This window comes from Massilia sp. AB1, assembly GCF_018119385.1.
Taxonomy (GTDB): Bacteria; Pseudomonadota; Gammaproteobacteria; order Burkholderiales; family Burkholderiaceae_D; genus Telluria.
In genome coordinates this window covers 68177-94539 of sequence record NZ_JAGKSG010000009.1, presented here as the reverse complement: position 1 = coordinate 94539, position 26363 = coordinate 68177, and the positions used below count along the sequence as shown (strand labels likewise).

The following is a 26363-nucleotide window of genomic DNA, read 5'->3' as shown; positions in this document are numbered from 1 at the left end:
TTGGTTCTTCAGGCCGGCTGCACGAAGCTGATGACGAAACGGCCGCTGGCCTTGCGCGGTCCCATCGCGGCCTGGTCGAAGCGGTATTCATAATCGAGTTTCGCATCGTTGTTCAGGCACAGCTCGCGCGCCAGGTAGAGTCCCAGCCCGGTGCCCTTGCTCGATGTCGTGTAGAAGGGCTCGAACAGGTGGGCGCGCACTTCGGGCGTGATGCCGGGGCCGTCGTCCTGCACGTGCAGCTCGAGACGCCCGGCCGCGTCGCTGGACGGGAAGATCCGGATGCTGGCCGGCTTGCGGCTGGCGTAGCGGATCGCGTTGTTCAGCAGGTTGAGCAGCACTTCGTGCAGGTGCAGCGGATCGAAGCGCACGGTGGCGCCGCCGGCGTTGCCCAGCCAGACTATATCACCGTCCAGCGCATGGATTTCGCAGAATTCGGCCTTCAGCTCGGCCAGGAAGCTGCTCAGCTGCACCGGCTCGGTGTGCGGCTGGGCCTTGCGCGACAGCTGCAGGATGTCCTCGACCATGCGGTTCACGCGCGCCACGTTGTCGCCCACGATCTTCAGCAAGCGCACCTCGGCCGGCCCATGCAGGTCTTCAGCCAGCAGCGCGGTGGCGTGGCCGATCGCCGACAGCGGGTTGCGCACCTCGTGGGCGATGCTGGCGGTCAGGCGTCCCATCGAGGCCAGCTTCAGCTGCTGCGCCTCGTTCTCGATGGCGCTCACGTCCTGCATGAAGATCACGCTGCGCCCGCCCGCCTGGTTGCCGGTGTCGACGCGCGCGAAGCGCAGCTTCAGGTGCACCGGCTGGTCGCGCCGGCCGCGCACGACGGCGGCGCCGCCGTCCTCGCTGTCGCCCTGCTCGTGCCAGGGCTTGATGGTGACGAAGGCCGCTTCCTCGTTCGGCGCCGCGCGCCAGCCGGCGTAGGCCTGGGCCACCGGCTCCAGCGCCGGAACCTCGCCCAGCAGGAAGCCTTCGGCCTCCCCTTCCAGGCCCAGCATGCGCCGCGCCGCCGGGTTGCCGGTGTACAGGCGGCCTTCGTCACCGACCACAAGGATGCCGTCGCCGACGTCGGCGATCACGATGTGGTTGATGGCTTGCTGGATGCGCAGGTCAGCCCCGCGCTGGGCCGCCAGTTCTTCCTGGCCGAGCAGGCGCGCCGCCAGCCGGTTCACCATCAGCACCGCCGCGAAGAAGGCGGCGCCGTACATCCCGGCCTGCATCAGCGGCGGTTCGCGGTCGCTCATGAAGATCTGCCAGACACTCTCCAGCAACAGGAAGATGGCCGCGAGCGAGGCCGAGAACAGCGCCAGCACCAGCGGCGCCAGGATGGCGGCGCCGGCCAGCGGGAACAGATACAGGATGCCCAGGCCGCTGCGCATGCCGCCGGCGGCCAGGTAGAGCAGCGAGATCGCCGCCAGGTCGGTGGCGATCTGCGCGCCCAGCTGGACGATGAAGCGGCGCCGCCAGCGCGCCGCCACGACCGCGAACACGAGGGCCGCCGCCGCGTAGGCGAAGCAGGTTTCGGCGTTGACGGGATCGGTCTTGATGCGGCCGCTCTCGACATCGAAGCCGAGGTAGAGCAGCAGCACCAGCGCGATGACGATGCGCGTGACCGTGAAGGTCTGGAGCGAGCGCCACAGGGTGACGTGCGCCTCCGCCGACAGCGCACGCGCCAGCACCTTCGAAGCCGCCATCGGGGCTTACCGGGGCGGCAGGCGCACGTGGCCTGGCGAGCAGTAATCGAGGCCGTCGGCGCGCACCGCTTCCGACGAGGGGAAATACATGCCGCAGTGGGCGCACTGGGTCATGGCTTCGATCTCGGCCGGGTGGGACGGGGCTGGGCGCTGCTGTTGTTGCGCTTCCATCTGGCTGCGGCGCACGGCGGCGCGCAGCTTGCTGCGCACGGCCATGATCACCAGCGCGATCAGGGCGATCCAGAACAGGATGCGGCTCATGCTACCCCCCGGTGCAGGACGACTTCCAGCACGAAGCGGCTGCCGACATAGGCCAGCGCCAGGGTGGCGAAGCCCGCCAGGGTGAAGCGCAGCGCCGTCTTGCCGCGCCAGCCCTGCCATTTGCGCCCGGCCAGCAGCGCGGCGAACAGCGCCCACGACAGCAGCGCGAAGATGCTCTTGTGGTCGAGCAGCATGGGGCGGCCGAACACCTGTTCCGAGAACACGATGCCCGACAGGACGGTAAGGCTGAGCAGCACGAAGCCGATCCAGATCACGCGGAACAGCAGCTTTTCCATGGTCAGCAGGGCCGGCAGCTGGTCGAGGGCCGATCCGAACCAGCCGGCATTGGGGCCGGCCGGGCGGGTATGCAGCCGGGCTTCCTGCAGCGCCATCAGGACGGCGTGGAAGGCGGCGATGGTGAGGGTGCTGTAGGCCAGCACGGCCACGGCGATGTGCCAGCCGAAGGCGGCCGGTCTGCCGGCCAGCGGCATCAGGCTGCCCGGGAACAGCACCGGCAGCAAGGTCGCGCCGAAGGCGAAGGGCATCACCAGGCGGCGCAGGCCGTCGAGGGCGAAATTGCGGTTCTCCAGCCAGTAGGCGGCCACCGAGACCCACAGCGCGGACGACAGCATGACGGCGAAACCGACGCGCAGGTTGCCCGGCAGGACCACGTCGAGGCCGAGCGCCGCGCCGTGGATCAGCCAGGCGAGCGCGGTGACGGCGGAAATGGCAGCGCCCTGGCGCGACGGCAGCAGGGCGCAGACCGCGTACAGCAGGGCCGCGGCGAAAAAGAGGGTGTTCTGCATAATGGAAGTCTACACCATCGGCCAGCGCCGGTGGCACCCTGCCCCCCTCCCTGGCAGCCGGCTTCAGTCGACGGCCGCCATCTTCAGCTCGTCGGTATGATGCCGCTGCTGCTCTTCCATGACCAGCATCCCCAGCTCGCGCTTGAGGGCGTTGAACTCGGGCGCGGCCGGGTCGCGCATGCGCGGCAGGCCCACCAGCAGGTCGCGCTTCACCGTGCCCGGGCGGTAGGTCATCACGACGATCCGGTCGGCCAGGTAGATCGCCTCTTCGATGCTGTGGGTCACGAACAGGATCGTCTTCCCGAGCTCGGCCCAGATGCGCAGCAGCTCGTCCTGCAGGTTGCGCCGGGTGAGCGCGTCCAGCGCGCCGAAAGGCTCGTCCATCAGCATGATCGGCGAATCCAGCGCCAGCACGCGCGCGATCGCCACCCGCTGGCGCATGCCGCCCGACAGGTCCTTGGGATAGCGCTGGCGGAAGTCCAGCAGCGACAGCATCGTCAGCAGCCGCTCCACGGCCTCCGCTACCTGGGCCTTGGGCATGCCCCGGATCTCCAGGCCAAAGCCGATGTTCTGGGCCACCGTCATCCAGGGAAAGAGCGCGTACTCCTGGAACACCATGCCGCGCTGCGGTCCGGGCGCGGCCACCGGCGCACCGTCCACCGTGATCGCGCCGCTGCTGGGCGGGGCGAAGCCGGCGACCGCGTTCAGCAGGGTCGACTTGCCGCAGCCGGAAGGCCCCAGCAGGCAGGTGAACTGCCCGCGCGGGATCTCGAGATGGATGTCCTTCAGCGCATTGATCTCGCGGCCATCGCTGGCGAAGACCTTGTTCACGGCGTCGATGCGGATATGCGGTACGTTCATGTCAGTGCTCCAGGCCGCGGTGCCAGCGCAGCAAGTGTTTGTTCAAACGGTCCATGCCCAGGTCGATCGCCAGGCCGAGCAGGCCGATGCTGATCATCCCGGCGATGATCTTGTCCGACCAGAAGTACTCGCGCGCCTCCAGGATGCGGAAACCCAGCCCGCTGTTCACCGCGATCATCTCGGCGACGATGACGACGATGAAGGCGGTGCCGATGCCGATGCGTACGCCCGACAGGATGTAGGGCACGGCCGCCGGCAGGATCACGCGCACGAACATGGTGACGCCGCCCGCGCCCAGGTTGCGCGCGGCGCGCAGGTAGATGCCGTCCACCTGGCGCACCCCGGCGATGGTGTTCATCAGGACCGGGAAGAAGGCCCCGATCGCGATCAGGAACACGGCCGGCGGGTTGCCCAGCCCGAACCACAGGATGGCCAGCGGGATGTAGGCGATCGGCGGAATCGGCCGCAGCAGCTGGACCAGGGGATTCATCCAGGCATAGACGGCGCTGCTCGCGCCCATCGCCAGCCCGAGCGGCAGCGCCAGGCCGGCGCCGATGGCGAAACCGACCACCACCCGATACAGGCTGTTGGCGGTATCGACCACCAGTTCGCCCGACAGCGCCCAGGCCAGCCAGCCGGCCTGGCCGCCATGTCCATCATAGGCGTCGAGCGGAAGCAGGTAGGCGATCCACTTGCGCGCCACCTCCAGCGGCGCCGGCAGCACCTGCGGGTTCACCAGCCCCGCCTGGGCTACCGCATGCCAGAGCGCGATGGCCAGCACCGGCGCCACCAGGCCCACGCCAATCTCGTTCCAGTTGCGCGGTGTTGCGCGTGCGCGGCGGCGGCGTTCAATCAACATGTGCGCTCCTCCTGGCCGAGGCCAGCAAGTCCAGTTTCACCCAATCCGCCGCCACCGGCGGCCTGGCCATGCGCCCTACCCCGGTCTTGGCCATGATGTCGGTCGTCACCTGGATGTGCGAGGACGTGATGTCGAGCGTGTAGGGCGAATTGGCGATCGCATCCCGGAAGTCTTCCGATGAAATCTGGTTCTTGAAGATCGTCTCGCGCACGTACTTCTCGGCCTTGTCCGGATGGTCGATGAAGGTCCGGGTGGCCTGGACGAAGCAGCGCATGAACTTCTCGGCCAGCGGACGGCGCTCGCGGTAGAACTTCTCGGTCATCACCAGGGTGCGCACCGGCTCGCCGATCAGGGTGCCGTAGGGCTTGAGCACCTCCACGCCGAAACCCTTGTTGATCGCCTGCGAGGACTGCGGTTCGGACTGCATCATGGCGTCGATCTGCTTGCCGAGCAGCGCCTGGTTCAGGTCCGGGTAGGACAGGTAGACCAGCTGCACGTCCTTGCCCGGTGCGGCGTCCGCCTTCAGGCCGTAGCGGGCCAGTTCGGCCATCAGGAGCACTTCCTGGATCGCGCCGCGCGTCACGCCGACCCGCTTGCCCTTCAACTGGAGCACGTTCCTGATGTTCAGCTCGGGCCGCGCCACCAGGCGCGCGCCGCCCTTGGCGAAGCCGGCCACCACCAGCACGGGCGCGCCGCCGGCCCGGCCCTGGATCGCCGCTTCCGAGGCGGTGCCGCCGACATCGAGCTCGCCGGCGATGATGGCCTGCATCACGTCCAGTCCTTTGGGGAAGACCCTTTCCTCGACCTTGATGCCGCAGCTCGGAGCGATTTCCTTGATGTACGAGACGGCGCCGAAATGCGCCAGCTTGAGGTTCCCGAGCCGTACCACGTCCTGGGCCTGGACCTGGCTGGCCGCCAGCAGGGAGAGTGCCACGAGGGCCTTGCGAAACACCTTGCTCATGCCTATCCTCCATTCAACTTCAAATGCTCAGTGGAAACACGAGGGTGCATGAGAGGAGGACTTGGAAACTTGCGTTGAGACAACAAACCCGGGAATTGCTGAAAATTTGTGCTCTTGCCGGCCCTGGAGGCGAACGGCGGAGCCTGCGCAAGGTAAAATGGAGGTTTGACTCAACTCGCCTTATATATATTAGGTAACCATGCTAGATAATCTGACCCAACGCCTTGCCAAGGTCGTCAAGACGATGCGCGGCGAGGCTCGCCTGACCGAGGCGAACACTGCCGAGATGCTGCGCGAAGTGCGCATGGCCCTGCTCGAGGCGGACGTGGCGCTGCCGGCGGTGCGCGAATTCATCGCCAAAGTGAAGGAAAAAGCGCTGGGCGAAGAAGTCATCGGTTCGCTCAGCCCCGGCCAGGCGCTGGTCGGCGTGGTGCAGCGCGAGCTGGCCGCCCTGATGGGCGCCGACCTCGGCCCGGACGCCACCCAGCTCTCCTTCGCCCAGCAACCGCCGGCGATCATCCTGATGGCCGGCCTGCAGGGTGTCGGTAAGACCACCACCGTCGGCAAGCTGGCCAAGTACCTGAAAGAGCAGAAAAAGAAGAAGGTGCTGACCGTGTCGGCCGACGTCTACCGTCCGGCCGCGATCGCCCAGCTGGAGTCCGTCACCAAGCAGGTCGGCGCCGACTTCTTCCCCACCACCGCCAGCGACAAGCCGGTCGACATCGCCCGCAATGCGCTGGACTGGGCCAAGAAGCACTACCACGATGTCCTGATCATCGACACCGCCGGCCGCCTGGGCATCGACGAAGCGATGATGCAGGAGATCGCCGCGGTGCACACCGCCGTCAAGCCGGTCGAGACCCTGTTCGTGGTCGACGCCATGCTGGGCCAGGATGCGATCAACACCGCCAAGGCCTTCAACGACGCCCTGCCGCTGACCGGCATCGTGCTGACCAAGCTCGATGGCGACTCGCGCGGCGGCGCGGCGCTGTCGGTGCGTCACGTGACCGGCAAGCCGATCAAGTTCGCCGGCGTGTCCGAAAAGCTGGACGGCCTGGAAGCCTTCGATCCGGCGCGCATGGCCAACCGCGTGCTGGGCATGGGCGACATCCTGGCGCTGGTGGAAGAAGCGCGCAAGGGCGTGGACGCCGAAGCCGCGGCCGAACTGGCCAACAAGATCAAGGTCGGCGGCCGTTTCGACATGAACGACTTCAAGGCCCAGCTGACCCAGATGAAGAAAATGGGCGGCATGTCCGGCCTGCTCGACAAGCTGCCGGCCCAGTTCCAGCAAGCCGCGGCGGGCGCCAACATGGACCAGGCCGAGAAGCAGGTGCGCCGCATGGTCGGCATCATCGACTCGATGACGCCGGCCGAGCGCGCCAAGCCGGAGCTGATCAAGGCCAACCGCAAGCGCCGCATCGCGGCGGGCGCGGGCGTGCAGGTGCAGGAAGTGAACCGCATGCTGACTCAGTACGATCAGATGCAGACCATGATGAAGAAGCTCAAAGGTGGCGGCCTGATGAAGATGATGCGCGGGATGAAAGGCATGATGCCCGGCCTGCGTTAAGCTTCGGCCGCATCAAAGTAACCGTGTACGGCGCTGGCTGTACACGGTTTTTTTACGTCTTTTGTCAGCGCTTTCCGCTTTAAATGCGTTCGTAGGTGCGATGGCACGCATTTCGGAGCGTTTCAGAGTGAAAAAATGTCGAAAAAGACTTGCATGAACAGTAAAACGCCACCAATATAAGCCGTGCGTTAAATTGCGCAACTTTCCAATGTGTCCGTTTTAGGAGGCTCGAAGATGGCAACAGCCAAAAAATCCACTGCAGCGCCAGCCAAGAAAGCCGCTGCCAAGCCAGCTGCAGCGGCCAAGCCCGCAGCAAAGAAGGCAGCACCAGCAAAAGCAGCAACCGCCGCCAAGCCGGCCGCGGCACGTAAGCCGAACGCCGCTTTCATGAAAGAGATGACTCCGTCGTCCACCCTGGCCGCCGTCGTGGGCGACAAGCCGCTGCCACGCACCGAAGTCACCAAGAAAGTCTGGGACTACATCAAGTCCAAGGACCTGCAGGACGCATCGAACCGCCGCATGATCAACGCCGACGACAAGCTGAAGGCTGTCTTTGGCGGCAAGGCGCAGGTCTCGATGTTCGAGATGACCAAGCTGATCTCGGATCACCTGAAGTAATCGCTGGCTGGCTGTCCAGCACTGGCCCGAGCAAAAAGGCCCCGGTTGATGCCGGGGCCTTTTGTTTTTGGTATTGGCTGCGCTGAGAAACTTGGGTTCCGGCCTTCGCCGGAACGACGGCTCGAAAGTAAATGGCAAGCGCCAGCACGGCGCCCCGGCGAAGGCCGGGACCCAAGTTCGCACCATAGCCGCGATCAAAACCCGAAGGCCGCCTTCATCAAGTGAAACACCTTCGTATTCTCGATCGTCCCCTTGAACGGCGCCGACCCCGCCCCCACCGCATACAGCTTCACATCCCCGCCCCCGTGCGATTCCCACTCCGCGCGCACGCCGGCTTCCTGGTGGTAGCTGTCGCTCAGCACCGTCGCGCTGTCCACGTCGGCCCTGACATCCGGCCGGTTCGGCCCATTCCCGAACAGCAGCGTAGTGAAGGTCTTCCCATCCGCATCCTTCTTCGGCTGTCCGCTGGCGTAATCGCGCAGCACGTCGTGCACCGGGTTGCCGCGCTTCGGATAGCCGCTCATGACCATCGTGTGGTCGTGATCCGCCGTCACCACGATCAGGGTGTTTTCCAGCCCCGGATCGATGGCGCGCATGCGCTCGAGCGCGGTCTGGATCGCTTCGTCGAAGGCCACGGTCTCGGCCAGCGCATCCTTGGCGCGCGTGTCGTGCAGCGCGTGGTCGATCTTGCCGCCTTCGACCATCAGGAAGAAGCCGTCCGGGTCTTTCGACAGCAGCTCGATCGCCTTGGTGGTCATCTCGGCCAGGGTCGGCTGCTCCGGCCGGCGCGCGCGCGCGTAGTCGAGGTGGCTGGTGGCGCTGTAGACGCCCACGAACTTGCGGCCAGGGCGCGCCGACATCATGTCCGCGCGCGTGTTGGCGACGAAGTAGCCCTGTGCCGCGAACTCCTTCATCAGGTCGCGCCCGTCCGGACGGCCCTTCGGATTGCCGGCGCCGCGCGGCGTGAAGTGGTCGCGCCCTCCTCCCATCAGCACGTCCACGCCGTCGCCAAGCGCCGCGTTGTAGCCGGCGCCGCCCGGCACGATCTGCTGCGCGATGGTGTACACGGCGTCGCGGTGGCACACGTGCGAGAAGGTCGAGGCGGGCGTCGCGTGGGTCAGCTCGGTGGTCGTGACCGCGCCGACAGCCTTGCCGCGCGCCTTGGCCAGTTCCAGGATGGTCGGCGCGGCCGCGCCATTGCCGGCGCCGCATTGGTCGACGCCGTCGCTGGACGGGTCGATGGCGCGCGCGTCCTTCATCGAGATCACGTCGTTGTTGATCTTGATGCCGGTCATGTACGAACCCATCGAGGGCGCGCTGTCGGTGGTCTGGAAGTCGTTGGAATAGGTCTTGATGCGCGCGGTGCGCTCCAGCCGCTCGAAGTTGAGCAGGCTGTCCTCGCCGCCTTTGTAGATGCGCGCGGCGGTGATGGTGGTCGGGCCCATGCCGTCGCCGAGGAAGAAGATGATGTTCTTGGCCTGCGGCGCGGCGCTAGCATTGGCGGCGGCCAGGGTGCAGGCGGCCAGCAGCGGAGAGAATCGTCGGAATGTCATGATGGCTCCTCGAGGCTTACAGACCGGCCGCGGTCTTGATCAGGCTGAACACGCGGGTGTTGTCGATGGTCCCGCGGAACAGTTCGGACCCGGCGCCCACGGCGCCCAGGTAGACGTCGGCGCCGCCATGGGTCTCCGCGCCCTTGTTGGTGCGGACCACGGCTTCCTGGTGGTAGTCGTCGCGCGTGACGATGTCGTCGGTCAGCGATCCCTGCTTGGCGCGGTTGCCGGCGTAGCGGTTCTCGCCGGTGCCGAAGCCGATGATCGTGTAGGGCATGCCGTCCTTGTCCAGCTTCGGCTTGCCGTCCAGGCCGCGCACCAGTCCCAGCACGCCGGGGTTGCCCGGCGTGGTCTTGCCGGTGCGGGCGGTGTAGCCGTTCAGGAGCAGGGTGTGGTCATGGTCGGCGGTGGCGACGATGAGCGTGTTCTTCAGGCCCGGATCGATGGCCTGCATGCGGTCGATGGCCGCCTGCAGCGCGGCGTTGTAGACCACGGTTTCCTGCAGCGCGCGCTTGGCCAGGGTGGCGTGCAGCGCATGGTCGATCAGGCCGCCCTCGACCATCAGGAAGAAGCCGTTCGGGCTCGGGGCCAGCATGTCGATGGCCTTGCGCGTCATGTCGGGCAGGCCGGGCTGGACCATCGGGTTGCGCGCCTCGTGGTAGTCCAGGTGGTTCTGGGCGAACAGGCCGATGACCGGCTGGCCCGGGCTCAGGGCGTTGAACTGCGCGGTGTCGCGCGCGACGCGGAAGCCCTGGGCGCTCAGTTCGCCCAGCAGGTCGCGGTTGTCGGCGCGCTTGCCGCCGGCCGCGAAAGGCGTGAAGAACTGCGCGCCGCCGCCGAACACCACGTCCAGCCCGCGCGCGCCGAGCGCCCCGTTGTAGCCGGCGCCGCCCGGCACCAGCGAGGCCGCGATGTCGGTCTCCAGCTTGCGGTGGCAGGCGTGGGCGTAGGTGGAGGCCGGGGTGGCGTCGGTGACGCTGGTGGTGGTGACCACGCCGAGCGCCATGCCGCGGCGCCTGGCCAGTTCCAGCAGGGTGTCGACCCGGCTGCCGGTGGTGCAGCGGCTGACCAGGTTGTTGCCGTTGGCGTCAGGGCCGGGCGAGACCGAGATGGTGTCGGTCGACATCGAGATCACGCCGTTGTTCTGCTTCACGCCGGTCATATAGGCCGCCATCGAGGCGGCGCTATCGGTGACCTGGGCGTTGTTGGAGAAGGTCTTCACGAAGGCCGATTCGGGCAGCGAGTCGATGGCCAGTTCGCCGTCTTCGCCGACGGAATAGATGCGGGCCGCGGTCAGGGTGTTGATGCCCATGCCGTCGCCGAGGAAGAAGATGACGTTCCTGGCGCGTTCGGCGGGCTGGGTGCCGGCCTGCAGCGTCGGCGCGGCGGGCGGGGTGGCTGCGCAGCCGGCAAGGAGGGCCAGCAGGGCGGCGGTGGCGAGAGTGGTCGGTCGCATGGGTGCCTCACGGGGGAAAGCGGTGAGTCTACACTGTGCGCGGTGGGGATGGCGGGATGATATGTTGCGGGTTTGTATAGCGTGGGCTGGTCGTTACGCGTTTAGTATCCGCAGCCTCAAAACCGTCATTCCCGCGCAGGCGGGAATCCAAGTTTTACGCGCACCCACTACCATCAAGCGTAGTAGGCGGCGCAACGAACTTGGATTCCCGCCTTCGCGGGAATGACGGTTCAAAGGGTGACGGGAGGAATAATGGTGCGGCTGTTCAAACAGAGGGCTTGAATTCCCACTTCTTCCACGCCGCGAACACCGCATTCGGATACTGCGGCTTCCCCCGGCTGCCGTTATACCTCCCCAGCGCGAGGTAAAGATCGCCCTTCTCCATGTCGATGTACATGCGCAGGATCGAGCAGCCGTAACGCAGGTTGGTCTGCATGTGGAACAGCTTGCGCCGGTCCCCATCGCCGATCACCCTGGTCCAGAACGGCATCACCTGCATGTAGCCGCGCGCTCCCGCGATCGAGATGGCGTACTTGCGGTAGGCCGACTCCACCTGGATCAGCCCCAGCACCATCGCCGGATCGAGCCCGGCGCGGGTCGACTCGTACCACACCGTTTCGAGGAATTCGGTGCGCGAGAATGCGTCCGGGATGCGCTTGGCCAGACGCCGCGACATCTCGTCGAACCACTGCTGGTAACGCTGGCGCGCCGCCTCGGTGCGCAGCACCGGCTTGGGAGGACGGGCGTCGGCGATGGCATTGGCCAGCGCCAGGCGCACCGAGTCGGCCATCGCCTCCTCTTTCTGGTTACCGGCGTGCGCCGCCCCGCCGAGCACGAGCCCGGCTGCGAGCAGCACGCCTCCCAGCCAGGAGGCAGGACGGACAAGCATCACTTGCCCAGCTTGTCCTTGATGAAGCCGACCATGTCGCCGACGGCCACGCTGGTCGCTTCGGCATCGCGGCGGCCCTGGTATTCCAGGTTGCCTTCCTTGAGGCCGCGCTCGCCGATCACCACGCGGTGCGGCACGCCGATCAGCTCCCAGTCCGCGAACATCGCGCCCGGACGCAGGCCGCGGTCGTCGACGATCACGTCGACGCCGGCCGCCTGCAGTTCGGCGTACAGCTTCTCGGTCTGCTCCTTGACCATCTCGCTGCGATCCAGGCCCATCGGGCACAGGACCAGCTCGAAGGGAGCGATGGCGTCCGGCCAGACGATGCCCTTGTCGTCGAAGTTCTGCTCGATCGCCGCGCCCAGGATGCGGGTCACGCCGATGCCGTAGCAGCCCATCTGCAGCGCCACCGGCTTGCCGCCTTCGTCCAGGTAGGTCGCGCCCATCGCTTCCGAGTAGGCGGTGCCGAGCTGGAACACGTGGCCCACTTCGATGCCGCGCTCGATCGCCAGCACGCCCTTGCCGTCCGGCGAGGCGTCGCCCTCGACCACGTTGCGCAGGTCGGCCACGATCGGCTCGGCCACGTCGCGGCCCCAATTGGCGCCGGTGTAGTGGTAGTCCGCCTCGTTGGCGCCGCACACGAAGTCGGCCATGTTGGCGACGGTGCGGTCGGCCACGACCTTGACCGGCAGCTTGGTGTTGATCGGGCCCAGGTAGCCCGGCACGGTGCCGTAGGCTTCCTGGATCTCGGCTTCGGTCGAGAAGCGGAAGTCCTTCAGGCCCGCCACCTTGGTGACCTTGATCTCGTTCAGCTCGTGGTCGGCGCGCAGCAGCAGCAGCCAGTATTCCTTCTTGCCTTCGTTCTCGACGGTCAGGGCGATGCTCTTGACGTGGTGCTGGAGCGGGATGTTCAGCAGCTCGGCCACGGCTTCGCACTTGGTCTTGCCCGGGGTCGAGGTCTTGGTCAGCTGCTGGGCGGCCGCGCCGCGTTCGCCCAGGGCCAGCGCTTCGGCGGCCTCGATGTTGGCCGCGAAATCGGAGGTCGGGCAGTACACCAGCGCGTCTTCACCGGTGCTGGCGATGACGTGGAATTCATGCGAGCCGGTGCCGCCGATGGCGCCGTTGTCGGCCGCCACCGCGCGGAACTTCAGGCCAAAGCGGTTGAAGATCCTGGTGTAGGCGTCGAACATGGTCTGGTAGGACACCTGCATGCCGGCGACGTCGCGGTCGAAGGAATAGGCGTCCTTCATCGTGAACTCGCGGCCGCGCATCAGGCCGAAGCGCGGACGGCGCTCGTCGCGGAACTTGGTCTGGATGTGGTAGAAGTTGATCGGCAGCTGGCGGTAGGACTTCAACTCGCTGCGCACCACGTCGGTGACGACTTCTTCCGAAGTCGGCTGGATGGCGTAGTCGCGGCCGTGACGGTCTTTGACGCGCATCAGTTCCGGACCCATCTTGTCCCAGCGGCCGGTTTCCTGCCACAGTTCGGCCGGCTGGACGACCGGCATCAGCAGTTCGATCGCGCCTGCACGGTTCATTTCCTCGCGGATGATATTTTCGACCTTGCGGATGATGCGCAGGCCCATCGGCATGTAGGTGTAAATACCGGAGCCCAGGCGCTTGATCATCCCGGCGCGCATCATCAGCTGGTGACTGACGATCTCGGCATCGGAAGGCGCTTCTTTAAGAGTTGAAATAAAAAATCGTGAGGCGCGCATATCGGTGAATTCTTTTTAAAAAGAGAGAGTTATAATCGACCTTAATTTTAAAGGATTAGCCGGCTGATGCGTCCAAACTTTCTACAAATGGGTTCGAGACAGGCAGCGCCTGCCGCGCAAGCGGTGCGGGCCCTTCCAAGGGCGCTGTATTTGTAGGTAAAAATATAAGGATCGTACCGCCGGCAGAAAGTTTCGAGGTGCACTTATGCTCGATCGTGAAGGGTTTCGCCCCAACGTCGGCATCATCCTGCTGAACGCCAACAACGAGGTGTGGTGGGGCAAGCGGGTGCGCGAGCACTCGTGGCAATTTCCGCAAGGGGGTATCAAATACGGCGAGACGCCGGAACAGGCGATGTACCGCGAGCTGGAGGAAGAAATCGGCTTGCGCCAGGAACATGTAAAGATCATTGGCCGCACCCGCGACTGGCTGCGCTACGAAGTGCCCGACCACTTCATCAAGCGCGAGATTCGGGGGCACTACCGCGGCCAGAAGCAGATCTGGTTCTTGTTGCGCATGGTAGCGCGCGACAACGACGTGAACCTGCGCCTGACCGACCACCCCGAATTCGACGCCTGGCGCTGGCATGACTACTGGGTGCCGCTGGACGTGGTGATCGAATTCAAGCGCGACGTCTACCAGCGCGCGCTGCAGGAATTGTCGCGTTTTATCACCTGGCCGAAGGGTGGCCATGGCGAGCGCCGCCATTCGGCGCGCTACCTGCGCCAGCCGCACGGCCGTGGCCAGGGGGGCGCCAAACCGTCCCAGCAGCAGCCTGCCATGGCGGCTGCCGCGGCGGGGCCGGCAGCGCCGGACTCGCTGGTGTTGGCGCCGGACAAGTAATTAGGCGCCAACAGTCATTCATGCGCGCGCCGCATGATCGGGAGTGAGGCAGGCAAGACCGCTTCATTCCCTTCTTCTCTGGGATTCCGCTCGGAATCTCCGGATGCCCTTCCTTACGCTCAGCTGAGTCGGGAGGGAGGAGCCGGCAGCCGGCGCGCCATCGCGCTACAATGCCGGCTTCCCGTCTTTTTACACTCCCCCAGCCATGTTCACACCGTCCTCGCATGACGTGCGCCGCTTTTTCTGCGAAGCCCTGCGCAAGCACCGCAACGGCGAGATCCTGACCCCGATGGACGCGATCGCGGCCGACTGGATCGCCCAGCATCCCGAATACCACGAGGAGCTCGAGGACATCGAGGCGGCCATCGCGCGCGACTATTCGGTCGAAGGCGGCAAGCCGAATCCCTTCCTGCACCTGTCGATGCACCTGTCCATCGTCGAGCAGGTCTCGATCGACCAGCCGCGCGGCATCAAGGCCGCGCACGACGCCCTGGTGGCCAGGCGCGGCGAGCATGACGCCCACCACGAGATCATGGAATGCTTGGGCGAGATGATCTGGGCTTCGCAGCGCAACGGCGTCCCCCCGGACACCGAGAGCTACATCGAGTGCGTGCGCCGGCGCGCCTTCGCCTGATGTCGTTCAGCCCAGCTTATTGTCCGCGACGTGGTAGCGCGGATCCTCCAGCACGTTGACCTCGACCATGTCCCGCGCCTTGTCCAGCAGTTCCCGGCAGTCCGGGCTCAGGTGGCGCAGGTGCAGGCGCTTGCCCAGCTGGCGGTAGCGCTCCGCCAGCGCGTCGATGGCCTGGATGGCCGAATGGTCGGCCACGCGCGCACGGCGGAATTCGATCACCACATCCTCGGGATCGTCCCTGGGCGTGAACAGCTGCTGGAAGTTGCTCACCGACGCGAAGAACAGCGTGCCCTCCAGCTCATAGACCTTCCATCCCTGCGCGTCGGCGAAGGCCCCCGCCCTCACCTGCTTGGCATGCTGCCAGGCGAACACCAGGGCCGAGACGATCACGCCGGCCAGCACCGCCACCGCCAGGTCGAAGGCCAGGGTGACGCCGGCCACCAGCACGATCACCAGCGCATCCGCGCGCGGCACCTTGCCGAACAGGCGGAAGGTGCCCCATTCGAAGGTCTTTTCGCACACCACGAACATCACGCCGATCAGGGCCGCCAGCGGGATCTGCTCGATCCAGCTCGAGCCCACCAGGATGAAGGACAGCAGGAACAGCGAGGCGGAGATGCCGGACAGGCGCCCGGTGGCGCCGCTGTTCACGTTGATCATGCTCTGGCCGATCAGGGCGCATCCGCCCATGCCGCCGAACAGCCCGGTGACCACGTTGGACGCGCCCAGCGCCAGGCATTCGCGGTTCGGCTGGCCGCGGGTGTCGGTGATCTCGTCGATCAGGGTCAGGGTCAGCAGCGACTCGATCAGGCCGACGCCGGCCATCACCAGCGCGTAGGGGAAGACGATGCGCAAGGTCTCGAGCGTGAACGGCACCTCGGGCAGCGCGAAGGACGGCAGGCCGCCAGCGATGGAGCCGAGGTCGCCCACGGTCTTGGTCTCGATGCCGAGCAGCGCGCAGCCGGCGGTGGCGGCCAGGATGCCGACCAGGGTGGCCGGCACCGCCTTGGTGATGCGCGGCGTCAGGTAGATCACGGCCATGGTCACGGCCACCACGCCGAGCATGGTCGCCAGCGCGGCGCCTTCCATCCACTGGGGCGCGCCGTCCGGGCCGGGAGTCTTGAAGTGGCCGAACTGGGCGATGAAGATCACCAGCGCCAGGCCGTTGACGAAGCCGAGCATGACCGGATGCGGCACCATGCGGATGAACTTGCCCAGACGTGCGGCGGCGAACAGCAGCTGCAATACGCCCATCAGGACCACGGCGGCGAACAGGTATTGGGGGCCATGCTGGACCACCAGCGCGGTCATGACCACCGCCAGCGAGCCGGCGGCGGCGGAGATCATGCCGGGGCGGCCGCCGAAGGCGGAGGTGATCAGGGCGACCAGCACGGCGGCATACAGGCCGGTGAGCGGCGAGACGTGGGCGACCAGGGCGAAGGCGATGGCTTCGGGGACCAGGGCCAGGGCGACGGTGAGGCCGCTGAGCAGGTTGGTTTTGAGGTGGGTGGGGGATAACACGGGGACTCCAGGTGATTCGGTGCGCGCAAGAGCTGGCTGTATTTACGCAAACCAATACCGTCCGCAGCAAAGGGCCCGTATGTTACCAGCCCAACGCCTTCCGAAACGCCAGATAATCTTCCGCCACCTGCCGGTCCCGCTCCAGCATCGGCAAATGTCCCACCCCCGGCATGACGATCACCTTCGCCTGCGGCATCGAGCGCGCGAGCGCCGCGGCCCCCGACACGTGCAGCACGCGGTCCTGCGCTCCCCACACGATCAGCGCCGGCGCCTTCACGGCGCCCGGCGCCGGGCTGCGGTTGACGTCCACGAAGATCCGCTCATGCAGCGCCTGATAGCGCAGCGATTCCTGCGCGATCACATTCCTGACGAAGCCCGGCATGAAAGGCGGATCCGCCATCACCACCTCGAACAGCTCCGCGAACTCCTCCTCGTTTTTGGCCATCAGCACATTGCGCCCGCCCGCCGCGACGCTCCTGGCCACTTCGCCCGGCTCGGCCCCCGGCACGCCGTTCGGCGCCAGCAGCCACAGGCTGCGCGTCTGTTCCGGATACAGCGCGGCATAGTGCAGCGCGATCTGCCCGCCCATCGAGCTGCCGCCCAGGTGCGCGGCATCGACGCCAAGCTGCCGCAAGAACGCATGCATCCTGCGCGCGTGCGCCGCCGGCGTGTAGTCGGCTCCCGGCGGATGACCGGATTCGCCGAAGCCCAGCAGGTCGGGCACGATCACCCGGTAATGCCCCGTGAGGGAACGCGCCGTGCGCGTGAAGTGGTCCTTGTTGCCACGGAATCCGTGCAGCAGCAACAGGGGTTCGCCCTTCCCGCCCTCCAGGTAGACGATGCGCTCACCACCGGGCAGCACCAGCTCCTTGCGCTCGAGTCCCGACAGCTTGCGGTCCAGCGTGAAGAGGGTTTCGGCCACCTGTACCGGCGTGAAAAAGGCCAGGGCGGCGAAGGCGGCCAGCACCGCCACGACGAGGAGATGGATCGAAGGCAGGCGCGTCATGGGCTTATCCCGAATGAATGGAGCGTAAAAACGACAAACCCCTCCGGTGGAGGGGTTCGCAGTGCCGCAGCCGGAACAGCCGGCTTATTTGCTCGTGACGAGCTGCGACGGCAGGCTGGCCAGGTAGGCGCCGATGTCGGCCATGTCCTGGTTCGACAGCGGCTGCACCTGGGCCGCCATGATCGGGTTGACGCGGCCGTTGGTGCCGTTGCCGCGCTTGTAGGCGCGCAGGGCGTGGGCCAGGTAGTCCGCATGCTGGCCGGCCAGCTTCGGATAGGTCGGGTCGATCGGCTTGTTGTAGTCGGCGCCATGGCAGGCGGCGCAGTTGTACTTCTTGACCAGGTTCTCGCCCTTGGCGACGTCGGCCGCCGATGCGGCGCTCATGCAGAAGGCGCCAACGATCAGCGCGGAAATCAGTTTTTTCATGGCTGTCCTTATCGCTTGGTGGCTTCGGTCTGCTGGGCGTAGTAGGCCGCCACGTCGGCGATGTCCTGGTCGCTCATGGACGAGGCGATGCCGGTCATCGAGGGATGCTTGCGGTCGCCCTTGCGGTAGGCCTTCAGGGCGGATTCGATGTACTTGGCGGACTGGCCGCCGATCTTCGGAACCTGGTACACCTCGGGGAAAGCGGTCTTGTAGCCGCCGGGGATACCGTGGCAGCCGATGCACATTTCGATTTTGCTGCGTGCGGACTTCGGGTCTCCGACGACGTCCGCTGCTGCCGCGGCGCTGGCGCACGCGGCCAGTACCAATACTGCTACAAAGTTTTTCATGGTGTGGCTCGTTAGTTGTAATTCGAATACCGCAAACGCACAAAAAGTTAGCAAATGGTCCACCAACCTGTCGATTCTATCTGAAGAGTTGGCACCAGTCTACAAACCGTGCGTAGGGTAACGGGGTCCGTTCTGGCATATACTCGATGTCATTTCATTCTCATTTGTCACCCGCGATGCAAGCTTCCCAACGCTTCGAAGGCAGCGACAACTACGTCGCCACCGCCGACCTGAAACTGGCCGTCAACGCCGCGCTCACCCTCGGCCGTCCCCTCCTGATCAAGGGCGAACCCGGCACCGGCAAGACCATGCTGGCCGAGGAAGTGGCGGCCGCGCTCGACATGCCGCTGCTGCAGTGGCACGTGAAGTCGACCACCAAGGCGCAGCAGGGCCTGTACGAATACGACGCCGTCTCGCGCCTGCGCGATTCGCAGCTGGGCGACGAGCGCGTGCGCGACATCCACAACTACATCGTCAAGGGCGTGCTGTGGCAGGCCTTCACCGCGCCGGAGCCGGTGGTGCTGCTGATCGACGAGATCGACAAGGCCGACATCGAGTTCCCGAACGACCTGCTGCGCGAACTGGACCGCATGGAGTTCTATGTCTACGAGACCCGCGAAATGGTCGTGGCCAGGCACCGCCCGCTGGTGATCATCACCTCGAACAACGAGAAGGAACTGCCGGACGCCTTCCTGCGCCGCTGCTTCTTCCACTACATTAAATTCCCGGACCGCGAGACGATGGCCGACATCGTCAAGGTCCACTTCCCGACCCTCAAGCAGGACCTGCTGGCCGCGGCGCTGCAGAGCTTCTACGAGCTGCGCGAGGTCGCCGGCATCAAGAAGAAACCCTCGACCTCGGAATTCCTCGACTGGCTCAAGCTGCTGCTGGCCGAGGACATCCCGGCCGAGGCCCTGCGCAGCCAGGATGCGAAAGCCGTGGTGCCGCCTTTGGCCGGCGCCCTGCTGAAGAACGAGCAGGACGTGCACCTGTTCGAGCGCCTGGTCTACATGTCGAGGACCAACCGATGATCCGCGTGACCCCGGTCACCCTGGAATTCAACGGCGTCCGCCTGGAACCGCTGGCGATGCACCACGCCGAAGCCTTGCGCGCCGCCGCCAGCGACGGCGAACTGTGGAAGCTGCGCGTCACCAGCGTGCCGGAACCGCACGACACCGAGCAGTACATCGCCACCGCGCTCGACACGCGCAACCGCCTGGCCTTCGCCGTCATCGATGCCGCATCAAGCACGGTGCTGGGCACCACCAGCTACCACGACATCGTGCCGGATATCGGCCGGGTCGAGATCGGCTACACCTGGTACGCCAAGCGGGTGCAGCGCACCCACGTCAACACCAGCTGCAAGCTGCTGCTGATGTCGCACGCCTTCGACACCCTCGGCTGCGGCGTGGTGGGCTGGCGCACCGACTGCGAGAACTTCGCCTCCCAGGCTGCCATCGAGCGCCTGGGCGCCAAGAAGGACGGCGTGCTGCGCCACCACCACATGCGGCGCGACGGCACGGTGCGCGACACCGTCATGTACAGCGTCGTGCGCGCGGAGTGGCCGGCGATCAAGTCCTACCTGCACGAGAGGCTGGCGCGCCACGCGAGGTAAGCACATGCTGATCGATTTCTTCTACGCCCTGCGCGACGCCAAGGTGCCGGTCACGATCAAGGAATTCCTGACCATGCTCGAGGCCATGCAAGAGCAGGTCATCGCGCCCTCGCTCGACGAGTTCTATTTCCTTGCGCGCCTGACGCTGGTGAAGGACGAGGCCCACTTCGACAAGTTCGACCGCGCCTTCGGGGCTTATTTCAAGGGCGTGAACGCGGTATTCGACGAGAAGGCCGAGATCCCGCTCGACTGGCTGCTCAAGCGCTTCGAGCGCGAGCTCACGCCCGAGCAGAAGGCCCAGCTCGAAAAGCTCGGCTACGACAAGCTGCAGCAGCGTCTGGAAGAACTGCTGAAGGAGCAAAAAGGGCGTCACGAAGGCGGCAACAAGTGGATCGGCACCGGCGGCACCTCGCCCTTCGGCAACGGCGGCACCAATCCGGAAGGCATCCGCATCGGCGGCCAGGGGCGCAACCGCACCGCCGTGAAGGTGTGGGAGCAGCGCAGCTACCGCGACTACGACGACGAGCGCGAGCTCGGCACGCGCAACATCAAGGTGGCGCTGCGGCGCCTGCGGCGCTTCGCGCGCACCGGCGCGGCCGACGAACTGGCGCTGGACGACACCATCCGCGCCACCGCCAGCAATGCCGGCTACCTCGACATCCGCATGCAGCCCGAGCGCAAGAACCGCATCAAGGTGGTGATGCTGCTGGATGTCGGCGGCTCGATGGACGACCACATCGAGCGCGTGGAGGAACTGTTCTCGGCGTCGAAGAACGAGTTCAAGAACATGGAGTTCTATTACTTCCACAACTGCGTCTATGACTACCTGTGGAAGAACAACCGGCGCCGCCACAGTGAGCGCTTCCCGACCTGGGACGTGCTGCGCAAGTATCCGTCCGACACCCGCGTGATTTTTGTCGGCGACGCCACCATGAGCCCCTACGAGGTGCTGGCGCCGGGCGGTTCGGTCGAGTACAACAACGAGGAAGCCGGCGCGGCCTGGCTGGCGCGCTTCACCAATGCCTTCCCCAAGTTCGCCTGGCTGAACCCGGAGCCGGAGAGCCTGTGGCAGTACCGCCAGTCGATCGCCGTGATCCGCCAGATCATGAATAACCGGATGTTCCCGATCACCCTCGAAGGCCTGGAACGGGCCATGCGCCTGCTGAGCAAATAGGCAGCAAATAAGCAGCAGATAAGAGCACTCCTACGCGCAATCGTGCGCGCGGGCTTCCTTGTAAAATTGGCAAAACCTTATTCCGGGGGATGCCAATGCCTGACCTGCTGTCCGTGTTGACAAGTCTTGCGTGGCCGCTCGCCATGGCGCTCGCCTGGCTGGCCGGCGAATTCGGGCAGCGCTGGACCGGCCTGCCGCGCATCAGCTTCTATGGCCTGGTCGGCTTCGCGCTGGCCCATCCGCAGATCGGCGTGCTGCCGATGCCGGACGCGGGCGCCATCTCGCTGCTGGCGGACATCGCCTTCGGCCTGATCCTGTTCGAACTCGGCTACCGCATCAACCTGCGCTGGCTGCGCATCAATCCCTGGGTGGGCGTGGCCGGGCTGGCGGAAGCCGGGCTGACCTTCATCGCCGTCTACCTGGTCGCCATCGCCTTCGGCAGCGCCGAGATGACGGCCCTGATGATGGCCGCGCTGGCGATGGGCACTTCGCCCGCCACCGTGGTCCGCATCGTCAACGAACAGCGCAGCTCGGGCCAGATGACCGAGCGCGTGCTGCACCTGTCGGCCCAGAACTGCGTGCTGGCGGTGTTCGCCTTCAACGCCATCGTCGGCTACTGGATCTTCCGCACCTATGAAGCGGTGCCGGAAGCGCTGTGGCAGAGCACCGTGATGCTGGCCGGTTCGATCCTGGTGGGCGCACTCTTCGGCATCGTGGTGCCAGCCCTGCTGCGCGCGATCCGGAACCCGGGCCACGACGCCACCGTCGCCTTCGCGCTGACGGTGGTGCTGGTCGTCGCGATCTGCGACGTCGCCTCCCTGTCGCCGGTGGTCGCTTCGCTGGCCTTCGGCCTGGCCGCGCGCCACCGCCGCATCGCCTTCAGCCAGGCGCAGCGCAACTTCGGCCCGCTGGGCGAACTCCTGACCGTGCTGCTGTTCCTGTACGCCGCCTCGACCCTGAACTGGCGCACCGTCATGGAAGGCAGCACGCTCGCGGTGGCCGTGGTGCTGGTGCGCATGCTCACCAAGACTGTCGGCGTGACCGCCTTCGCGCACCTGTCGGGCATATCCTGGCGCAAGGGCGCGCTCACGGGCCTGGGCCTGGCGCCGCTGTCGGTGTTCGTGATCCTGCTGCTCGAGCATGCGCGCCATGCGGGCGTGACGGTGGTGGAAGAATTGCGGGCGATGGCGGGAGTGACCATGCTGCTCGAAGTCTTCGGCCCGATCATCATCCAGCGCGCGCTGTTCTGGGCGCGCGAAGCACCGGAGCCCAACCATGCCGCTTGAAGCCTTCGCCGCCTCCCAGCCGCTGACCTTCGGGGTCGAGCTGGAACTGCAGCTGGTCAGCCTGTCCGACTTCGACCTGACCGCGGCCAGCCCCGACCTGCTGCACCTGCTGAACCGCAAGCCCTTCCCGGGCAACGTGACGCCCGAGATCACCGAGAGCATGATCGAGATTAACTCGAGCGTGCAAACCGCCTACGGGCCGCTGCTGGCCGAACTGATCGAGATCCGCGACACCCTGGTGGCGGCCAGCGACACCCTCAACATCGGCATCGCCGGCGGCGGCACTCACCCCTTCCAGCACTGGTCGGAACGGCGCATCTCGGCCAAGCCGCGCTACGAATACCTGTCGCAGCTGTACGGCTACCTGGCCAAGCAGTTCACCGTGTTCGGCCAGCACGTGCACATCGGCTGCGCCAGCGGCGACGATGCGCTGTTCCTGCTGCATGCGCTGGGGCGCTACATCCCTCACTTCATCGCCCTCTCAAGCTCCTCGCCTTTCGTGCAGGGGCACGACAGCGGCTTCGACTCGGCGCGCCTGAATTCCGTGTTCGCCTTTCCCATGAGCGGACGCGCGCCCTTCATGCTGTCCTGGCAGGAGTTCAACGAGGTCTTCTTCGCCAAGATGGAACGTACCAAGATCATCAAGAGCATGAAGGACTTCTACTGGGACCTGCGGCCCAAGCCCGAATACGGGACCATCGAGCTGCGCGTGTGCGACACGCCGCTCACGGTGGAGCGCGCCGCCGCGCTGGCCGGCTACCTGCAGGCGCTGTGCCGCCACCTGCTGGCGCGCGGCGAGGAGGCGCCGGTGGAGGACGATTACCTCGTCTACAACTACAACCGCTTCCAGGCCTGCCGCTTCGGGCTGGAAGGGACGGTCACGCTGCCCAAGAGCTACGAGAACGTCTCGCTGCGCGAGGACATCCTGGCGACCCTGGAAAAGATGGTGCCGCATGCGGAGGCGCTGGGCAGCATGGATGCGCTCCAGCACCTTGCCGCGGCGGCCAGGGAAGGCACGGACGCCTCGCTGCTGCGGCGCTATTACGAGCGCGATGGCAGCGTGGAGGCGATGGTGAATGCCGCCATCGGGCGTTTCAGGGGCGAGCGGCGTTTTCGCTGACCTTCGCTCTACCTATGCGCCAGCCGCGAATCCGGCGGCGCCTCGTCGCGCTCGTGCAGGCCGTAGTCGCGCAGTACCGCGGCCACGCGCAGCCGGTAATCGCGGAAGATGCCTCCCCGCCCTGCCGCCTGGGCTTCGCGGTGCGCGTCCAGCGTGCGCCAGCGCTTGACCGCTTCCTCGTCGCGCCAGAAGGACAGCGACAGGATCCTGCCTGGCCGCGACAGCGATTCGAAACGCTCGATCGAAATGAAGCCGTCGATGGTTTCCAGCTGCCCTTTCAGGCGCGCCGCGATGTCGAGGTAGGCCTGGCGCTGCGCCGCTTCCGGCTCGACCTCAAATATGACCGCGATCACGCCAGCCTCCCGGGCGCAGGGTGTTGTCGACCACCTCGGTGAAGGTGCGCTGTTCGCGCAGGATGAAGCGCTGCTCCTGGGCCATGGCGAAGTTGGCGCGCGCTTCCTCGTCCGTCCTCAGGCGGGCGCGGTAGGCCTCGTAGGCGGCCAGGCTGTCGAAGGCGATCAGTCCCCACGCCTCGTCGTTGGTGCCTTCGTGCGGCAGGAAGTAGCCGAGCAGGTCGCCGCCGCAGCGCGGAATGATGCGGCCCCAGTTTTCGGCGTAGCGGCGGAATTGCTCCTTCTGGAAGGGATCGATCTGGTAGCGGATGAAGCAGGTGATGGTCATGTGGACTCCTTGTGTTCTGGAGGCACTACTGTAGCCCTTGGCCCCTGCGCGATGCTTCGGCTAAGATCGAAGCATGAGAGACGGACCAAACATCACTGCCATCGCCGCCTTGATCGGCGACCACGCCAGGGCCCAGGTGCTCAACCTGCTCATGGCGGGGAAGGCGCTCACCGCGACCGAGCTGGCCGACGCGGCCGGCGTCACGCGCCAGACCATCAGTACCCACCTGGCCAAGCTGGTCGATGCCGGCTTGCTGGAGGTCGAGGCCCAGGGGCGGCACCGCTACTTCCGCATCGCAGGCGCCGACGTGGCGCAGATGCTGGAGTCGCTGATGGGCGTGGCCTTTGGCGTCGGCTCGCTGCCGCTCCAGCCGGGGCCGCGCGAACCCGCCTTGCGCAAGGCGCGGGTGTGCTACGACCACCTGGCGGGGGAGCTGGGGGTGTTGGTCTATGAACGGCTGGCGGCGCGCGGCGCATTCGGCATTGGGGCGGACGGCATCGTGCTCACGGAAACGGGAGAACGCATGGCCGCCGAACTCGGGATTGAACCGGGAGCGTTAAGCAAAGGACGGCGGCCGGTTTGCCGCACCTGCCTGGATTGGAGCGAGCGGCGCCATCATCTGGCCGGGCTGCTCGGCGGCGCGATCCTGGATCGCTGCGAGCAGCTGGGTTGGGCGCGGCGGCTGCCGCAAACGCGGGTGATGACGTTCAGCGCGGCCGGTGAGGCGGCCTTGCGCGATTGGCTCGGTTAGCGTTTCCCAACTTACATTTCTACCTTTAACCTCAAGACCGTCGTCCCGGCGAAGGCCGGGACCCAAGTTTTGCGTGCGTATCGGCTGCTCAACGAACTTGGGCCCCGGCCTTCGCCGGGCGACGGTCTTACTGCTAATGGACAAAAATAGGTCAGCTAGCCTGCGACCGCAGCAGCCTTTCCCGGCCACGCGCCCTTCATGAACCGCGCCAGCAGCGGCGTCTTGCTTGGCGCCGGCAGCTTGGCGTCAACCAGCGCAGCCCACTTCTCCGTCAACTGCTCGCACGTCGCGCGCAGCACCGGATCGACATCCGGCAAGCGCGCCAGCGCACACAGGTGGCGCTCGATCACCGAAGCCAGCTTGACGCAAGGCGCTTCCCCCTCTTCCCGCGCCGTGTAATGCGACATCAAGTGCAACAAAGATGCGACCAGCAGTGCGTCCTGGCTGCGCCCGGCCGGTGCCGCTGGTAGTTCGTCTGCAAAGAAAGAATTCATGCAAGCCTCTCTGGAAAACATTGCCGATTCATTTGATGAGAATGATTCTCATTCAATTATGAAGCGAAAGCAAGCGTTTTCGACAAGGCGATGGGGATTACAGCCGGGTTTCGCGGGCCGCGCGCAGGAATTCGTCGAGCACGGGCGTGCAGTCCAGCAGGTCGACGCCGCCGGCGCGGTGGAACTCGGGATGCCACTGCAGCCCCATGACGAAATCGGCGCGGCGGTAGCGGATGGCTTCGACGATGCCGTCCGGTTCGGAATAGGCCTCGACCACGATGTCGCGCCCCAGTTCCTTCACCGCCTGGTGGTGGATCGAGTTGACCACCGCCTTCTTCACATCCGGGAACATGCGGCTCAGCGACGAACCCTGGGGGAAGACGATGTCGTGGCGGTGCGCGTCGTACAGGTCGTGCACGTGAGCCAGTGCGTCCGGCACATTGGTGGCCACGTCCTGGTACAGGGTGCCGCCGAAGGCGACATTGATCAGCTGGCAACCGCGGCACACACCCAACACCGGTTTGCCGGCGTCGACGAACTCGTGCAGCAGCTCCAGCTCGTAGACGTCGCGCGCGCGGTCGCCCGCCCATTCGGGCCGGGTCGGGGTTTCGGAATAGGTTTGCGGCGCCACGTCCGCCCCGCCCTGCAGCACCAGCCCGTCCAGGTGGCGCGCATAGTGGCGTAGCGTAATGTTGCTCGGGTGCAGAAGGCCGCTGGTATTGACGGTCGGGATCATGAACACCAGCACGTCACGCGACATGACCCATTGGGCGATCGATTCTTCGAGGTATTGCAGGTTCTTGCTGAGCAGGCCGCGTGCGCCGGGTTCCGGATGGAAGATACGGGCCGAGACGCCGATGTGCAGCGTGCGCTGCATGAAGTCGCGGTTGAAGCGTTCGCGCAAGGCGCGGAAGCGCGAAGTCAGCACACGGCCGGCGAGCGCCAGCGGGGTGTCGCCGTCGCGCTGGTAGCGGGCGCGTCCGCCCCGCCCCGGGCCTTCGGTGGCGCGCCGGTCGGGGATGCGCACGGGCGTGTCCGGATCCTTCGGGATTGGAGGACCAGGTTCTTCGTCGTCCTGCTTGTGCATGTGTTCCGCCATAGCCATCAATATAACGTCGCGGCGGCCGCGCACGATTTAATGTTGCAAAAATCCCATCGTTCCCGCCATGCCACGCCGCCAAATCGCAGCTTGCGGAATTTCCAATTTCGGATAATACTGTATGC

Annotated in this window: 28 protein-coding genes; 10 read left to right on the top strand and 18 right to left on the bottom strand. The window is 66.0% G+C overall.

Annotated elements, in window-relative coordinates:
- Nucleotides 1-8: 8 nt before the first annotated feature.
- From J8847_RS07920 to J8847_RS07895, 6 genes are all read right to left on the bottom strand, one after another.
- A complete protein-coding gene (locus J8847_RS07920; protein ID WP_211524141.1) occupies nucleotides 9-1694 on the bottom strand; it encodes a nitrogen regulation protein NR(II) in 1686 nt (561 codons plus the stop codon).
- A 6-nt stretch (nucleotides 1695-1700) separates the two neighbouring features.
- Complete coding sequence (locus tag J8847_RS07915) at nucleotides 1701-1955, bottom strand: PP0621 family protein (protein WP_211524140.1); 255 nt, start codon at nucleotides 1953-1955, stop codon at nucleotides 1701-1703.
- A complete protein-coding gene (locus tag J8847_RS07910) occupies nucleotides 1952-2761 on the bottom strand; it encodes an inner membrane protein YpjD (protein WP_211524139.1) in 810 nt (269 codons plus the stop codon). The genes J8847_RS07915 and J8847_RS07910 overlap by 4 nt, the downstream gene beginning before the upstream one ends.
- Nucleotides 2762-2824: 63 nt before the next feature.
- Nucleotides 2825-3622 (bottom strand): ABC transporter ATP-binding protein, encoded by a 798-nt coding sequence (locus tag J8847_RS07905; protein WP_211524138.1) that lies wholly within the window; start codon nucleotides 3620-3622, stop codon nucleotides 2825-2827.
- Nucleotide 3623: 1 nt separating this feature from the next.
- Nucleotides 3624-4481 carry an ABC transporter permease gene (locus J8847_RS07900; RefSeq protein ID WP_211524137.1) on the bottom strand — a complete coding sequence of 286 codons (858 nt, stop codon included), beginning with the start codon at nucleotides 4479-4481 and terminating at the stop codon, nucleotides 3624-3626.
- Nucleotides 4471-5442, bottom strand: a complete 972-nt coding sequence (locus J8847_RS07895) for an ABC transporter substrate-binding protein (RefSeq protein WP_211524136.1) — start codon at nucleotides 5440-5442, stop codon at nucleotides 4471-4473. The genes J8847_RS07900 and J8847_RS07895 overlap by 11 nt, the downstream gene beginning before the upstream one ends.
- 199 nt (nucleotides 5443-5641) lie before the next feature.
- On the opposite strand from J8847_RS07895, the gene ffh reads away from it, so the two are divergent.
- Both ffh and J8847_RS07885 read left to right on the top strand, forming a co-directional pair.
- Nucleotides 5642-7009 (top strand): signal recognition particle protein, encoded by a 1368-nt coding sequence (gene ffh, locus J8847_RS07890; RefSeq protein ID WP_211524135.1) that lies wholly within the window; start codon nucleotides 5642-5644, stop codon nucleotides 7007-7009.
- A 234-nt stretch (nucleotides 7010-7243) separates the two neighbouring features.
- Nucleotides 7244-7627 carry an SWIB/MDM2 domain-containing protein gene (locus tag J8847_RS07885; protein ID WP_211524134.1) on the top strand — a complete coding sequence of 128 codons (384 nt, stop codon included), beginning with the start codon at nucleotides 7244-7246 and terminating at the stop codon, nucleotides 7625-7627.
- Between the two features lie 194 nt (nucleotides 7628-7821).
- On the opposite strand, the gene J8847_RS07880 is transcribed toward J8847_RS07885, so the two are convergent.
- From J8847_RS07880 to J8847_RS07865, 4 genes are all read right to left on the bottom strand, one after another.
- Nucleotides 7822-9180 (bottom strand): alkaline phosphatase, encoded by a 1359-nt coding sequence (locus J8847_RS07880; RefSeq protein ID WP_211524133.1) that lies wholly within the window; start codon nucleotides 9178-9180, stop codon nucleotides 7822-7824.
- A 16-nt stretch (nucleotides 9181-9196) separates the two neighbouring features.
- Entirely contained in the window at nucleotides 9197-10636 is a 1440-nt protein-coding gene (locus tag J8847_RS07875; RefSeq protein WP_211524132.1) for an alkaline phosphatase, read from the bottom strand.
- A gap of 265 nt (nucleotides 10637-10901) precedes the next feature.
- The gene (locus J8847_RS07870) at nucleotides 10902-11525 is read right to left on the bottom strand and encodes a lytic transglycosylase domain-containing protein (protein ID WP_211524131.1); all 624 of its coding nucleotides are present in this window, start codon (nucleotides 11523-11525) and stop codon (nucleotides 10902-10904) included.
- Entirely contained in the window at nucleotides 11525-13243 is a 1719-nt protein-coding gene (locus J8847_RS07865; RefSeq protein WP_211524130.1) for a proline--tRNA ligase, read from the bottom strand. Before J8847_RS07865 ends, J8847_RS07870 begins: the two co-directional genes overlap by 1 nt.
- A gap of 205 nt (nucleotides 13244-13448) precedes the next feature.
- Between J8847_RS07865 and J8847_RS07860 the strand changes: the two genes are divergently transcribed.
- On the top strand, nucleotides 13449-14084 hold the full coding sequence (locus tag J8847_RS07860) for an RNA pyrophosphohydrolase (protein ID WP_211524129.1): 636 nt from the start codon (nucleotides 13449-13451) through the stop codon (nucleotides 14082-14084).
- A 205-nt stretch (nucleotides 14085-14289) separates the two neighbouring features.
- Nucleotides 14290-14718: a DUF1841 family protein gene (locus tag J8847_RS07855; protein ID WP_211524128.1), complete on the top strand. Its 429-nt coding sequence runs from the start codon at nucleotides 14290-14292 to the stop codon at nucleotides 14716-14718.
- 6 nt (nucleotides 14719-14724) lie between these two features.
- Here the strand turns inward: J8847_RS07855 and J8847_RS07850 are convergent, their stop codons facing one another.
- The 4 genes from J8847_RS07850 to J8847_RS07835 all read right to left on the bottom strand — a co-directional run bounded on the left by J8847_RS07850 (nucleotide 14725) and on the right by J8847_RS07835 (nucleotide 18018).
- Nucleotides 14725-16239: a SulP family inorganic anion transporter gene (locus tag J8847_RS07850; protein WP_211524127.1), complete on the bottom strand. Its 1515-nt coding sequence runs from the start codon at nucleotides 16237-16239 to the stop codon at nucleotides 14725-14727.
- Nucleotides 16240-16321: 82 nt separating this feature from the next.
- Nucleotides 16322-17245 carry an alpha/beta fold hydrolase gene (locus J8847_RS07845; RefSeq protein WP_211524126.1) on the bottom strand — a complete coding sequence of 308 codons (924 nt, stop codon included), beginning with the start codon at nucleotides 17243-17245 and terminating at the stop codon, nucleotides 16322-16324.
- A gap of 84 nt (nucleotides 17246-17329) precedes the next feature.
- The gene (locus J8847_RS07840; protein ID WP_211524125.1) at nucleotides 17330-17671 is read right to left on the bottom strand and encodes a cytochrome c; all 342 of its coding nucleotides are present in this window, start codon (nucleotides 17669-17671) and stop codon (nucleotides 17330-17332) included.
- Nucleotides 17672-17679: 8 nt separating this feature from the next.
- On the bottom strand, nucleotides 17680-18018 hold the full coding sequence (locus J8847_RS07835) for a cytochrome c (RefSeq protein WP_211524124.1): 339 nt from the start codon (nucleotides 18016-18018) through the stop codon (nucleotides 17680-17682).
- 176 nt (nucleotides 18019-18194) lie between these two features.
- Here J8847_RS07835 and J8847_RS07830 point away from each other — a divergent pair, with 176 nt between their 5' ends.
- From J8847_RS07830 to J8847_RS07810, 5 genes are all read left to right on the top strand, one after another.
- Nucleotides 18195-19049 carry a MoxR family ATPase gene (locus tag J8847_RS07830; RefSeq protein ID WP_211524123.1) on the top strand — a complete coding sequence of 285 codons (855 nt, stop codon included), beginning with the start codon at nucleotides 18195-18197 and terminating at the stop codon, nucleotides 19047-19049.
- A complete protein-coding gene (locus J8847_RS07825) occupies nucleotides 19046-19633 on the top strand; it encodes a GNAT family N-acetyltransferase (protein WP_211524122.1) in 588 nt (195 codons plus the stop codon). Before J8847_RS07830 ends, J8847_RS07825 begins: the two co-directional genes overlap by 4 nt.
- Before the next feature lie 4 nt (nucleotides 19634-19637).
- Nucleotides 19638-20807 (top strand): VWA domain-containing protein, encoded by a 1170-nt coding sequence (locus J8847_RS07820; protein WP_211524121.1) that lies wholly within the window; start codon nucleotides 19638-19640, stop codon nucleotides 20805-20807.
- A 95-nt stretch (nucleotides 20808-20902) separates the two neighbouring features.
- Nucleotides 20903-22093 carry a cation:proton antiporter gene (locus J8847_RS07815; protein WP_211524120.1) on the top strand — a complete coding sequence of 397 codons (1191 nt, stop codon included), beginning with the start codon at nucleotides 20903-20905 and terminating at the stop codon, nucleotides 22091-22093.
- Nucleotides 22083-23213, top strand: a complete 1131-nt coding sequence (locus J8847_RS07810) for a YbdK family carboxylate-amine ligase (protein ID WP_211524119.1) — start codon at nucleotides 22083-22085, stop codon at nucleotides 23211-23213. Before J8847_RS07815 ends, J8847_RS07810 begins: the two co-directional genes overlap by 11 nt.
- 8 nt (nucleotides 23214-23221) lie before the next feature.
- Here the strand turns inward: J8847_RS07810 and J8847_RS07805 are convergent, their stop codons facing one another.
- Nucleotides 23222-23566, bottom strand: a complete 345-nt coding sequence (locus J8847_RS07805) for an antibiotic biosynthesis monooxygenase (RefSeq protein WP_211524118.1) — start codon at nucleotides 23564-23566, stop codon at nucleotides 23222-23224.
- The gene (locus J8847_RS07800) at nucleotides 23547-23894 is read right to left on the bottom strand and encodes an NIPSNAP family protein (protein ID WP_211524117.1); all 348 of its coding nucleotides are present in this window, start codon (nucleotides 23892-23894) and stop codon (nucleotides 23547-23549) included. Before J8847_RS07800 ends, J8847_RS07805 begins: the two co-directional genes overlap by 20 nt.
- Nucleotides 23895-23967: 73 nt before the next feature.
- On the opposite strand from J8847_RS07800, the gene J8847_RS07795 reads away from it, so the two are divergent.
- Nucleotides 23968-24645 carry a helix-turn-helix transcriptional regulator gene (locus J8847_RS07795; RefSeq protein ID WP_211524116.1) on the top strand — a complete coding sequence of 226 codons (678 nt, stop codon included), beginning with the start codon at nucleotides 23968-23970 and terminating at the stop codon, nucleotides 24643-24645.
- Between the two features lie 155 nt (nucleotides 24646-24800).
- On the opposite strand, the gene J8847_RS07790 is transcribed toward J8847_RS07795, so the two are convergent.
- Together J8847_RS07790 and J8847_RS07785 are read right to left on the bottom strand one after the other, a co-directional pair.
- Nucleotides 24801-25139, bottom strand: coding sequence for a hypothetical protein (locus J8847_RS07790; RefSeq protein ID WP_211524115.1), 339 nt, complete (start codon nucleotides 25137-25139; stop codon nucleotides 24801-24803).
- 97 nt (nucleotides 25140-25236) lie between these two features.
- Complete coding sequence (locus J8847_RS07785; RefSeq protein ID WP_373999855.1) at nucleotides 25237-26226, bottom strand: gamma-glutamyl-gamma-aminobutyrate hydrolase family protein; 990 nt, start codon at nucleotides 26224-26226, stop codon at nucleotides 25237-25239.
- Nucleotides 26227-26363: the final 137 nt, after the last annotated feature.

Coding starts and splice junctions, on each gene's coding strand:
- J8847_RS07920 (WP_211524141.1), bottom strand. CDS start 1,694: ATGGCGGCTTCGAAGGTGCTGGCGCGTGCGCTGTCGGCGGAGGCGCAC.
- J8847_RS07915 (WP_211524140.1), bottom strand. CDS start 1,955: ATGAGCCGCATCCTGTTCTGGATCGCCCTGATCGCGCTGGTGATCATG.
- J8847_RS07910 (WP_211524139.1), bottom strand. CDS start 2,761: ATGCAGAACACCCTCTTTTTCGCCGCGGCCCTGCTGTACGCGGTCTGC.
- J8847_RS07905 (WP_211524138.1), bottom strand. CDS start 3,622: ATGAACGTACCGCATATCCGCATCGACGCCGTGAACAAGGTCTTCGCC.
- J8847_RS07900 (WP_211524137.1), bottom strand. CDS start 4,481: ATGTTGATTGAACGCCGCCGCCGCGCACGCGCAACACCGCGCAACTGG.
- J8847_RS07895 (WP_211524136.1), bottom strand. CDS start 5,442: ATGAGCAAGGTGTTTCGCAAGGCCCTCGTGGCACTCTCCCTGCTGGCG.
- ffh (WP_211524135.1), top strand. CDS start 5,642: ATGCTAGATAATCTGACCCAACGCCTTGCCAAGGTCGTCAAGACGATG.
- J8847_RS07885 (WP_211524134.1), top strand. CDS start 7,244: ATGGCAACAGCCAAAAAATCCACTGCAGCGCCAGCCAAGAAAGCCGCT.
- J8847_RS07880 (WP_211524133.1), bottom strand. CDS start 9,180: ATGACATTCCGACGATTCTCTCCGCTGCTGGCCGCCTGCACCCTGGCC.
- J8847_RS07875 (WP_211524132.1), bottom strand. CDS start 10,636: ATGCGACCGACCACTCTCGCCACCGCCGCCCTGCTGGCCCTCCTTGCC.
- J8847_RS07870 (WP_211524131.1), bottom strand. CDS start 11,525: ATGCTTGTCCGTCCTGCCTCCTGGCTGGGAGGCGTGCTGCTCGCAGCC.
- J8847_RS07865 (WP_211524130.1), bottom strand. CDS start 13,243: ATGCGCGCCTCACGATTTTTTATTTCAACTCTTAAAGAAGCGCCTTCC.
- J8847_RS07860 (WP_211524129.1), top strand. CDS start 13,449: ATGCTCGATCGTGAAGGGTTTCGCCCCAACGTCGGCATCATCCTGCTG.
- J8847_RS07855 (WP_211524128.1), top strand. CDS start 14,290: ATGTTCACACCGTCCTCGCATGACGTGCGCCGCTTTTTCTGCGAAGCC.
- J8847_RS07845 (WP_211524126.1), bottom strand. CDS start 17,245: ATGACGCGCCTGCCTTCGATCCATCTCCTCGTCGTGGCGGTGCTGGCC.
- J8847_RS07840 (WP_211524125.1), bottom strand. CDS start 17,671: ATGAAAAAACTGATTTCCGCGCTGATCGTTGGCGCCTTCTGCATGAGC.
- J8847_RS07835 (WP_211524124.1), bottom strand. CDS start 18,018: ATGAAAAACTTTGTAGCAGTATTGGTACTGGCCGCGTGCGCCAGCGCC.
- J8847_RS07830 (WP_211524123.1), top strand. CDS start 18,195: ATGCAAGCTTCCCAACGCTTCGAAGGCAGCGACAACTACGTCGCCACC.
- J8847_RS07825 (WP_211524122.1), top strand. CDS start 19,046: ATGATCCGCGTGACCCCGGTCACCCTGGAATTCAACGGCGTCCGCCTG.
- J8847_RS07820 (WP_211524121.1), top strand. CDS start 19,638: ATGCTGATCGATTTCTTCTACGCCCTGCGCGACGCCAAGGTGCCGGTC.
- J8847_RS07815 (WP_211524120.1), top strand. CDS start 20,903: ATGCCTGACCTGCTGTCCGTGTTGACAAGTCTTGCGTGGCCGCTCGCC.
- J8847_RS07810 (WP_211524119.1), top strand. CDS start 22,083: ATGCCGCTTGAAGCCTTCGCCGCCTCCCAGCCGCTGACCTTCGGGGTC.
- J8847_RS07800 (WP_211524117.1), bottom strand. CDS start 23,894: ATGACCATCACCTGCTTCATCCGCTACCAGATCGATCCCTTCCAGAAG.
- J8847_RS07795 (WP_211524116.1), top strand. CDS start 23,968: ATGAGAGACGGACCAAACATCACTGCCATCGCCGCCTTGATCGGCGAC.
- J8847_RS07790 (WP_211524115.1), bottom strand. CDS start 25,139: ATGAATTCTTTCTTTGCAGACGAACTACCAGCGGCACCGGCCGGGCGC.
- J8847_RS07785 (WP_373999855.1), bottom strand. CDS start 26,226: ATGCACAAGCAGGACGACGAAGAACCTGGTCCTCCAATCCCGAAGGAT.